The sequence below is a fragment of the Saccharopolyspora indica genome (assembly GCF_027853965.1).
GTDB lineage: Bacteria > Actinomycetota > Actinomycetes > Mycobacteriales > Pseudonocardiaceae > Saccharopolyspora > Saccharopolyspora indica.
On record NZ_JAQGLB010000023.1, the window covers coordinates 117,245 to 126,800 of the forward strand.

At 69.7% G+C, this 9,556-nt stretch carries 9 protein-coding genes; 4 read left to right on the forward strand and 5 right to left on the reverse strand.

Annotation, left to right across the window (positions count from 1 at the left end; genetic code table 11):
- Window positions 1-23 precede the first annotated feature (23 nt).
- The 3 genes from OU416_RS34300 to OU416_RS34310 all read right to left on the reverse strand — a co-directional run bounded on the left by OU416_RS34300 (window position 24) and on the right by OU416_RS34310 (window position 2,555).
- Window positions 24-542 (reverse strand): GNAT family N-acetyltransferase, encoded by a 519-nt coding sequence (locus tag OU416_RS34300; protein WP_270931231.1) that lies wholly within the window; start codon window positions 540-542, stop codon window positions 24-26.
- Between the two features lie 2 nt (window positions 543-544).
- Window positions 545-1,705 carry a serine hydrolase domain-containing protein gene (locus OU416_RS34305; RefSeq protein ID WP_270931232.1) on the reverse strand — a complete coding sequence of 387 codons (1,161 nt, stop codon included), beginning with the start codon at window positions 1,703-1,705 and terminating at the stop codon, window positions 545-547.
- Between the two features lie 85 nt (window positions 1,706-1,790).
- On the reverse strand, window positions 1,791-2,555 hold the full coding sequence (locus tag OU416_RS34310; RefSeq protein WP_270931233.1) for an SDR family NAD(P)-dependent oxidoreductase: 765 nt from the start codon (window positions 2,553-2,555) through the stop codon (window positions 1,791-1,793).
- 81 nt (window positions 2,556-2,636) lie between these two features.
- Between OU416_RS34310 and OU416_RS34315 the strand changes: the two genes are divergently transcribed.
- Together OU416_RS34315 and OU416_RS34320 are read left to right on the forward strand one after the other, a co-directional pair.
- Window positions 2,637-3,230 (forward strand): TetR family transcriptional regulator, encoded by a 594-nt coding sequence (locus tag OU416_RS34315; RefSeq protein ID WP_270931234.1) that lies wholly within the window; start codon window positions 2,637-2,639, stop codon window positions 3,228-3,230.
- Window positions 3,231-3,251: 21 nt separating this feature from the next.
- Entirely contained in the window at window positions 3,252-3,788 is a 537-nt protein-coding gene (locus tag OU416_RS34320) for a flavoprotein (RefSeq protein WP_372907179.1), read from the forward strand.
- Here OU416_RS34320 and OU416_RS34325 read toward each other — a convergent pair.
- Window positions 3,785-4,171, reverse strand: a complete 387-nt coding sequence (locus tag OU416_RS34325; RefSeq protein ID WP_270931236.1) for an SgcJ/EcaC family oxidoreductase — start codon at window positions 4,169-4,171, stop codon at window positions 3,785-3,787. The two genes, OU416_RS34320 and OU416_RS34325, sit on opposite strands and share 4 nt — an antisense overlap.
- 331 nt (window positions 4,172-4,502) lie before the next feature.
- Here OU416_RS34325 and OU416_RS34330 point away from each other — a divergent pair, with 331 nt between their 5' ends.
- Window positions 4,503-6,374 carry an N-acetylmuramoyl-L-alanine amidase gene (locus tag OU416_RS34330; RefSeq protein ID WP_270931237.1) on the forward strand — a complete coding sequence of 624 codons (1,872 nt, stop codon included), beginning with the start codon at window positions 4,503-4,505 and terminating at the stop codon, window positions 6,372-6,374.
- Window positions 6,375-6,427: 53 nt separating this feature from the next.
- Here the strand turns inward: OU416_RS34330 and OU416_RS34335 are convergent, their stop codons facing one another.
- Window positions 6,428-6,937 carry a hypothetical protein gene (locus OU416_RS34335; RefSeq protein WP_270931238.1) on the reverse strand — a complete coding sequence of 170 codons (510 nt, stop codon included), beginning with the start codon at window positions 6,935-6,937 and terminating at the stop codon, window positions 6,428-6,430.
- 682 nt (window positions 6,938-7,619) lie between these two features.
- Here OU416_RS34335 and OU416_RS34340 point away from each other — a divergent pair.
- On the forward strand, window positions 7,620-9,089 hold the full coding sequence (locus OU416_RS34340) for an HNH endonuclease signature motif containing protein (RefSeq protein ID WP_270931239.1): 1,470 nt from the start codon (window positions 7,620-7,622) through the stop codon (window positions 9,087-9,089).
- The last annotated feature ends 467 nt before the right edge of the window (window positions 9,090-9,556 follow it).

Here is a 9,556-nt window from a genome sequence, read left to right on the forward strand (position 1 = left end):
TAGTCCGCAGTGGATCGACAGGCTCAGGCGACCTCACGTTGGTAGAGGCTGGTGGGCCACCGGGCGTGCGGCGGGTCGGCGACGTGCTCGAAGCCCGCTCTCTCGTAGTAGCTGCGCAGGTCCGGGTTGTTGCTCGCGGTGGACAACCGCACGTACCGCCGACCGTGCTCGGCCGCCTTGCCCGAAACCCAGTCGATGATCCGGTAGCCGAGCCCCGCGCCGCTCGCGCGCCGGGCGACCGCGAGCCGGGACACGTAGTAGGCCGGTGCCGCGTCCGGACCCCAGAGCTCGGCCTCGTCCTCGGCAACGGCAACAGTGGCGATGGGGTCTCGATCGTCCTCCACCAGGAGCGCTTCTCCTGCGGCGATCTGCGCGCGGACGGAGCCCGCCGGGAAGCGCACCGGCCACTGCGCGATGCCGCGATCGCGGAGCCAAGCCGCCGCCCCGGCCAGCAGGTCCAGCACGACTTTCTCCTCACCGGGGCGAGCAGGGCGGATGAGGAGGACACCGGTCAGGTTCTCGGGACGGGCGAGGACGGCCATGCTCAGTCGTCCAGCGCTTGGTAGGCCGTGGTGGTGAAGTCCTTGAAGTGGCTCGGGTAGCCGGATTCGTCCATCGCCCGCTGGGTGAGCAGGACGCCGACCAGGTCTTCGGCCGGGTCCGCGAACGCCATCGTGCCAAGGCCTCCTGCCCAGGTCTGGGTGCCGGGGGTCGACAGTCCCGTGCGGCGGGTGATCACGGCGTGGCCGAAGGCCCAGCCCGCATCGGCGTCCAGGACCGGTTGCGCCGCCGACCTCTGCCGCTCGGTGAGCTGGTCGGTGCGCATCAGCTCGACGGCCGCGCGGGACAGGATGCGGTCCGCGCCGCCGCGCCCGCCGTTCAGCAGCATCCGGTAGAACGCCAGGTAGTCGTCGACCGTCGACACCAGGCCGCTGCCACCGGCCGGGAAGCCCGGCGCCACGTCGCGCGGATCGTCGCGCGGCGCCGGTGCACCCGTGGGATCGGACTCGTAGCTGGCGGCCAGGCGGTGCGCCTGGTCGGCGGGCACGTGGAAACCGGTGTCGCGCATGCCCAGCGGTTCGAAGATCCGCTCCCGCAGGAACTCCGCGAACGGCCGCCCCGATGCGCGTTCGACCAGCACGCCCAGGACGTCGGATCCGGTGTGGTAGAGCCACTGCTCACCGGGCTGGTGGGCGAGCGGGAGTTCGCCGAGACGTCGCATCCACTCCGCCACCGACAGCTCGGGGTTGCCCGGCCCCGGCGCCAACCCGGACTCGGCCAGCGCCTGGTAGATCGGCGGCTCGCCCGGCACGTAGCCGAGGCCGAAGCGGAAGGTCAGCAGGTCGCGCGGGGTGATCGGCCGGTTCGCCGGGACCGTCCCGGTCAGCGGCCCGTCCAGCCTCGTCAGCACCCGGCGGTCGGCCAGTTCCGGGAGCAGCCGGTCGACCGGGTCGTCCAGCCGCAGTTCGCACTCCTCCACCAGGATCAGCGCCGCGGCGGCGGTGATCGGCTTGGTCATCGAGGCGATGCGGAAGATCGTGTCCCGGCGCATCGGTTCGCCGCCGAACTCCTGCGCACCGAGCACCTCGACGTGCGTCTCACCGCGCCTGCTCACCGCGGCCACCAGACCCGGCATCGCGCCGCTGTCCACGTACCCGGACAGCACATCTCGCATGCGCGCCAACCGCGCCCCGGAAAACGCCACGACTCCTCCTGAACTTCGGTCCGCGAGCCTGAACCGATTCTCGCCTGCCGAGGCAGACTCCCCGGCAGGCGAGAACTCATCGGAGTCACATGTGGGTTCCGCCGTCGACGCGGAGCTCGGTGCCGGTGACGAAGGCTCCGTCGTCGGAGGCCAGCGCCGCCACCAGGCCCGCGACCGTCTCCGGCGGGGCCATGCCCTTCATGACCACCGGGTAGAGCTTGGTGAACAGGCTCATGTCCGCGTCCTCCGGCAGGCCGGGGCCGCAGCCGGTGGTCATGCCGCTGCTGATCGAGCCGGGCGCCAGCGCGACCGCGCGGAGCCCTTGCGAGGCGTATTCGCTGGCCAGCACGTGGGTGAACGACTGGATCCCGCCCTTGGACGCGGCGTAGGCGGCCATGTAGGGGTGCGCGAAGCTCGCCGAGGTCGAGCTGAAGTTGACCACCACGCCGCGGCCGGACTCCAGCAGCGCGGGCAGCGCCTCCCTGGTCACCAGGAACGTGCCGGTCAGGTTGATCTGCAGGATCGAGTTCCAGAACTCCAGCGTGGTCTCGTGGGTGTGCGCCGAGCGCAGGACGCCCGCCGCGTTCACCAGCACGTCGAGCCCGCCGAGCTCGGCCACCGCACCGGCCACGCCCGCTTGCACGGCGGCCTCGTCGGCGATGTCGACGGTCATCGTGGTCAGGCGCTCGGCGTTGTCGGCCGCCGCGGCCTCGGTCGCCGCCAGCCCGTCCTCGCTGCGGTCCAGCGCGACGACCCGCCCGCCTTCGGCGAGGATCCGCTGCACCGTGGCCTGCCCGATCCCGGAGCCGGCGCCCGTGATCAGCACCCGGCGGTCCGCGAAGCGTTCCATGACTGTCCCCTTCCCTCGTTGACACGTCGTGTCGCTATGGCACAACGTGCCACATCGGCAGTTTGTTCCTAGACTGGGGGTGTGAGCCTCACCGAACGCCGCAAGGCGGCCACCCAGCTGGAGATCGCCCGCGCCGCCGCCGCGCTGTTCGCCGAGCGCGGTTCCGACGGCACGACCGCCGAGGCGATCGCGGAGCGGGCGGGCGTGAGCCTCCGCACCTTCTACCGCTACTTCCGCACCAAGCAGGACGCCGTCGCGCCCCTGCTGAACTTCGGGGCGCGCCGCTGGCAGGACCTGCTGGCCGAGACGCCCGCCGACGTCCCGCTGCCGGAAGCCCTGGAACGAGCGGCGCACCGCGCGATGACCGTCCGCGAAGCGGACGAGGCCGGCTCCCTCGAATGGACCCGCGGCCTGCTCCGCGCAGCGGTCGGCGACCCGGCCCTGCGGGCGGTGTGGGCGACGGTGAACCAGGACTCCGAGCAGCAGCTCCTACCGCTCCTCGCCCAGCGGACCGGTGCGGAACCGACCGACCTCCGCGTCCGCCTGACAGCGGCGGCGGCGACCGCGGCGATCCGCGTGGCGGTCGAAACCTGGGCGACGGCGGAAACCGAATCGGAGCCGGTCGCGGACCTCGCGGCGCACTGCATGCGAAACCTCACCGCCGGGCTCGCGTAGCGGGCGCTGCATACTCGGGTGGTGCGGACTCTCGGGGTGATCGGTTGCGGCGCTGGTGGGGTCGAAGGACTTCGGGACGGGCTCGTCGAGCCCGCCATCGGCCGGGGATGGCGGGTCGCCGTCACCTTGACGCCGACCGCGGGCGCGTGGCTTCGGGCCATCGGTGAGGTGGAACGGATTGCGCAGGCCACCGGGCTGCCCTGCCGGGTCGAGGCGCGGCTGCCCGGGGAAGGGCGGCCGCATCCGGACGTCGACTGCTACGTCGCCTGCCCCGCCACCGCCAACACCGTCGTCAAGCTCGCGCTGGGGATCGCCGACAACCAGGCGCTGACCACGCTCGGCGAGGCCATCGGGACACCGGGGGTGCCGGTGGCGGTGTTCCCGAAGATCAACGCCACGCAGGTCCGGCACCCGGCCTGGCAGTCCCATGTGGACACCCTGCGGGCCGCGGGCGTGCACCTCCTGCTCGACGATCAGCTCGCCGCGCGCGGTCCGCGCAGCGGGCTCGGGATCCCCTGGGCCGGGGTTCTCGACACCGTCGAGACCATCACCACCTAGGCACCCCGCTCGAACTCCGCGAAATCGGACCGCATCGTGTTGTGGAACGCGGTGATCAGGCCGTCCTGGACGATCACCGTCTGGATGCTCCGCGTCTCGCCGGCCCGCGGACCGGCCGGGACGTGCAGCGTCGAGCTGGTGTGCGCGAGCAGGACGCCCGGGGCCAGCTCCCGCTCGTCGAGCAGGCGGAACTCGTTCCTGCTGCCCCGGTAGATGTTCTCGAAGAGCCGGCGGTGCTGCCGGGCGATCTCGGAGCGGCCGCGCTGGTGCCGCCCCACCACGTCGACCAGGTCCGCCTCCTCCCGGAAGAGCTCGGCGAACGCCGACCCGTCACCCGCGTTCCACGCCCGCTGCAAACCGGTGAGCACCTGCTGAACAGACATGCGGCGATCCTGCTACCTCGACAGCGCTGGAGGTCAAGCAGCGGTGAACCCGCGGGGGTGCGGGCCACGTGGACGGTTCGGGGGACTGCGCCGCTCCGACGAAGCAGAAAGGCCCTCAGCGATGTCCCCGAAATCCGGGAGAACAGGCCCGGACGGGGGCGCCGCGGCGTAGTCTCTTGATCACTTCCGGACGCGCCGCCGCCCAGGACTGGCAGGTTCCGCGATGGCGGCGCGGGAACCTCAATCGTCCACTGAGGACATCCGCGATGGAACTAGCGAGGTAGTGAAGACCTTGACCACCAGGAAACCCCGCTGGTGGCGAGCTGCCGCGGTGACGGCTGCTGCCACCGGCCTGCTGGCCGGCGCCGCACAGCCCGCCGCAGGCACCTCCCCAGACGAACCCCACACCGTCGAGCAGCAGGCCTTCGAAACGGCCGCCGCCGAGTTCGGCGTCCCGGCGCCCCTGCTGCTGGCCACCTCCTACCAGCTCACCAGGTGGGAAGACCACTGGGGCGAGCAGAGCAAAGCGGGCGGCTACGGCCCGATGCACCTCACCGAGGTCGACCTCGAGGAGCTGCGCCGCGAGAACCCGAAGCTGAAGAAGCTCGCCGACAACCGCACCCTGCACACCCTGACCGAAGCCGCCGAACTCGTCGACCTCCCGGCGGAGCAGGTCAAGAGCGATCCGGCGCAGAACATCCGGGCCGGTGCCGCGCTGCTGGCCGAACGCGCCAAGCAGCTCGGCGGCGGGCAGCTGCCCAACGACCTGGGCGGCTGGTACCCGGCCGTCGCGGAGCTCAGCGGCAGCCCGCAGGCCAGCGGCGCGCGGGCCTTCGCCGACTCCGTCTACGAGGCCCTCGACCGCGGCCGCAGCCGCACCACCACGACCGGCCAGCAGGTCGGCTTCACCAAGATCCCCGAGGTGACGCCGAACCGGGACCTGTCCGGCACCGACCTGGCCGACGTCCAGGCCGCCCGGGTCGAGCCGAAGGCGGAATGCCCGGCCGAGCTGAACTGCAAGTACGTCCCAGCCGCCTACGCGCCGACCGACCCGGAAGACCCCACCGGCGGCTACGGGAACTACGACACGGCCGACCGGCCGAAGGACGTCCGGATCAACTCCATCGTCATCCACGACACCGAGACCTCCTACCAGGGGACGATCTCGCTGTTCCAGAACCCGGCGCACGGCGCGGCCTCCCACTACGTGATCCGATCCTCCGACGGCGAGGTCACGCAGATGGTGCCGACCAAGGACATGCCGTGGCACGCGGGCAGCTGGGACCGCAACATGCGCTCCATCGGCATCGAGCACGAGGGCTGGGCCGCCGAAGGCGGCACCTGGTACACCGAGCAGATGTACCGCTCGTCGGCGGAACTGGTGAAGTACCTGGCGGACAAGTACGACATCCCGCTGGACCGCGAGCACGTCCTCGGCCACGACGAGGTCAGCGCCGACAAGCCGGAACAGGCCGGCGGCGAGCACTACGACCCGGGCCCGTACTGGGACTGGGCGCACTACATGAACCTGCTCGACGCCCCGCTGGACGGCGACACCGGCGGCGACGACGTGGTGACCATCTTCCCCCGGTTCGACACGAACCGGCCGGTGGTGACCGAGTGCCCGCCGAAGGAGGAATGCCGCGAACTGCCCTCGCAGCCGGCGAACTTCCTCTACCTGCGCAGCGCCCCGCGCGACGACGCCCCGCTGCTCAGCTCGGCCTCGGTGCACCCGGACGGCTCACCCGGCACCACCAAGATCGAGGACTGGTCGGCCAAGGCCACCGTCGGCCGCCAGTACGCGGTCGCGGAACGCCGCGGCGACTGGCTGGCGCTGTGGTTCGACGGCAAGAAGGCCTGGCTGCGCGACCCGGGCGGCGTGAACACCGCCCCGGCCGACGACGCCGAGCTGGTGACCCCGGTCCGCGCCGACGTCCCGACCTACGGCATGGCGCTGCCGGACGCCGACGAGTTCCCGAACGGCCTCGACCCGCTGGTGATCAAACCGCTGCCGTACAAGCTCCCCCAGGGCCAGGTGTACGTCGCGGGCCGCCCGGGCCGGGCGATCTACTACAACGTCGGCTACGACGGCGTGAACGACCCGAACAACCACAAGGTGGTCCTCGGCGGCGAGATGTACGTCCCGATCTCCTACAACCACCGCTGGGTCTACGTGAAGGAATCCGACCTCGAAGAGGCCTGATCCCCGCACGACGAGTGGGCGCGAACGCTGCGGCGTACGCGCCCACCTCGCTTTCAGCCCTCGACCGTGCTGTGCCAGTAGGCGGCGATCTCGCTGCTCTGCTTGAGAATCCGGTCGGGCGCCGGTGGAGCCGGCCAGAACTGGAGCAGGTAGCGGTCCACCAGCGGCTCCTCGTCCACCCGGGTGTCCAGGTCGTCCGCCTCGTCCATCCGGACCGCGCTGTAGCGGGCCCGGTACTCGGTGCCGTCCAAGTCGAGCGGCCAGCTGCCCTCCCCGCCCCAGCAGACGAGCGCGACATCGCCCAGCGGCTGGTACGAGGCCTCGACGACCTCCTCCCAGGTGTCGTCGACCGGTGGGGCCTGCTCGTGGAGCTCCACGGTGAAGCCGACGTCTCCCGTGTGCAGGCCGGTGATCAGGAAGAGCCCGCCGCGTTCAGCGGCACCGAGCAATCCGTTGCGCTGGTCCGCGAACGACTCCTGCAGATCCAGGTGCTTGCCTCCGCTCTCGACGTAGAGCTGGCCGTAGTGGACCCAGATCTCACCGTCGAACAGTGTTCTCGACATGGTTCGATCATTGCGCAGGTGTCTGACGGTCGTTCTCGGCGATGGTTTGGTCGGGGTTGTGGGTTAGTAGGGATCGTCGTGATCGGTGGGTTTGGGCTCTTTGGTGGCTGGTGGGTGGGTGGTTGGTTGGGGCTTTTATCGGTTGTGTTGTGGTGGGGGTCATCCCCGTGATTTGTTGGATTGTGGGGGCTGTGGTCCGGATGTCAAGCCCGGCCTGGCGGCCGCCCCTTCGGGGTTTCAGGCTTGACATCCGGACCACAGCCCCGTTTTGGCTCTATGTCACGGGGATGACCCGGTATGGAACGGACCCCGTAGCGTGCAGGTAGCTCGCCGGTCGTGGGTGGTCGGGGCCTTGCAGCGTTAGGTGGTGGGCTGCTTCGTCGCCGGTGGTTCGAGTGCCTGGTTGCTATGTTCTGCGGGCTGGCGGCGTGGCTCCCGAGGTCTGACCGCCGACCGGCCAAGCCTGCCGTTGCTGAGATGTCCCATTTAGTCCTCATAGGACAATCGTGGTTTTCATGTTCACGTTTGGCTGCATGCCAACGACACGCCGACGAATACCCGTCTGATGTTGGCGGTTTTTGGTTCTGGGTAAGGGTTTTCGTGTTTGGTGGGTGTTGTGATCACCCGTTTGTGGGACGGTTATGCGCTCGAATTCTCGTTCGATTGTTGAGAGAATTGATGCATGACACCGCTGATGACCACCCAGGACACGACCCCCGCCGCTGGCGCGGGCGTGGTCATGTCCGCCTTGCCCGCGTGGGATGCGCCCACGCCGGGCGGGTCGTGGGCGCCTGCGGTTGACTCCCTGACCGATGAAGAGCTCACGGCCCGAATCGGAGAAGTAGAGCAGCAGATCCGCCAGGCCCGGATGGAACAGCTGCGGTTGATCGCCGAAGCCGATCGCCGACGCCTGCACGCTGTGCAGGGTGCGCGGTCGACGCAGGTGTGGTTGAAGACGCTGCTCAACATCGACGGCCAGGACGCCACGACCCGGGTCCGTATCGCCACCGCCACCACCGCCCCGGCTGTGGGCGATGACGCTGGTCCGGGCACCACCGCAGAGCCCACCACCGCTGCTCTCCCGGTGACCGGGGAAGCCCTGGCAGAGGGTGTGATCAGCCTGGAGCACGCGCGGGTGATCTCCCGCTGCCTGTCCAGGCTGCCCGAACACGCCCAGCACCGCGCGGCCGAGATCGAGCGATTGCTGGTGGAGACCGCCTGCCGCCAATGCCCCCGCGATCTGGCGAAACTCGCCGACCGGATCCGCTACATGATCGACGCTGATGGCGCTGTGGCCGATGAGCGGGCGCAGTTCGAATCGCGGGAGTTGCATTACGCGACCGCCCGGGACGGAATGCTGGTGATCAAAGCCCGTCTGGACCGCGAGACCGGCGCGAAGTTCGTCACGGCCCTGCAGCCGTTGGCGGCGCCGCGCCCGGAATCTGACGGGGTCAAGGACCCGCGCACGGTCGGACAGCGCAACGCCGACGGCCTGTCCACCCTCCTCGACCTCGTCCTCGACACCGACGGCATGCCCCGCACCGGAGGCCAGAAGCCCCACCTGACCGTCACCATCGACTACACCGACCTCAAAAACCAGCTCCCGGTGTCCACCAACAACGATGGCGAGATCCTGGCTGTGGGTGGTGCGGGAATGCTGGAGGGCACCGGCCAGTACCTCAGCCCCCAGACCATCCGCAGGATCGCCTGCGACTGCGAGGTTCTCCCGATGGTTATGGGTGGGGACAGCCTGCCGCTGGATGTGGGTGCTTCGCAGCGGACCGCGCCGACGCATATTCGTGCCGCGCTGCTCGCCAGGGACGGGGTGTGTGCGTTCCCGGAATGCGACCACCCGGCGGGAACGCCGCAGGCGCATCACATCGTGCACTGGGTCGACGGCGGCCCGACAAGCGTCAACAACATGGTGATGCTGTGCGCTCACCACCACCGCACCATCCACAACCACCACTGGAACATCGAACTCCAGCGTGGTCGCCCGATGTTCACCCCACCGGCAAATGTCGATCCGACACGCACACCACGACCTGGCGGGAAAGCCCAACCCGCCACACACCACCATGCCCTCCGCACCCTGACCACACCACCAGAGGGCAGACCGCCAGAGGGCAGACCGCTAGCGAATACACACTGACCCCACCCGAGACCGGGCGGGGCACCCCACCCTGCCCACCAACCGAACAACCGGCCAACCGGCCAACCGGCCAACCGGAAACTACACGCCGCCAGGCGACATCAACCCACCACCAACACATCAGCACGACACCTCAGAAACCCCGCAACCCGAACAAGAAAGGAACTCACTGATGACGAACCAAGCCATCACCCAGCACGAAACGGCCACCACCAGGCCCCGTCGCCACACCCCGATCAACCGCCAGCCCGCACGGCAAACCAACCACGCACACCACCTGTCGGCGTCGGAACACACCACCACCCAACCCCGAAAAGCCCCAACCACCCACGACCGGCACCCCGCCAGCACGGCCCGGGGTCCGTTCCATACCGGGTCATCCCCGTGACATAGAGCCAAAACGGGGCTGTGGTCCGGATGTCAAGCCTGAAACCCCGAAGGGGCGGCCGCCAGGCCGGGCTTGACAT

What these genes read in the sequence shown, in the direction of transcription:
- OU416_RS34300 (WP_270931231.1), bottom strand. Translation starts at nt 542, where the DNA reads ATGGCCGTCCTCGCCCGTCCCGAGAACCTGACCGGTGTCCTCCTCATC.
- OU416_RS34310 (WP_270931233.1), bottom strand. Translation starts at nt 2,555, where the DNA reads ATGGAACGCTTCGCGGACCGCCGGGTGCTGATCACGGGCGCCGGCTCC.
- OU416_RS34325 (WP_270931236.1), bottom strand. Translation starts at nt 4,171, where the DNA reads ATGTCTGTTCAGCAGGTGCTCACCGGTTTGCAGCGGGCGTGGAACGCG.
- OU416_RS34335 (WP_270931238.1), bottom strand. Translation starts at nt 6,937, where the DNA reads ATGTCGAGAACACTGTTCGACGGTGAGATCTGGGTCCACTACGGCCAG.
- OU416_RS34340 (WP_270931239.1), top strand. Translation starts at nt 7,620, where the DNA reads ATGACACCGCTGATGACCACCCAGGACACGACCCCCGCCGCTGGCGCG.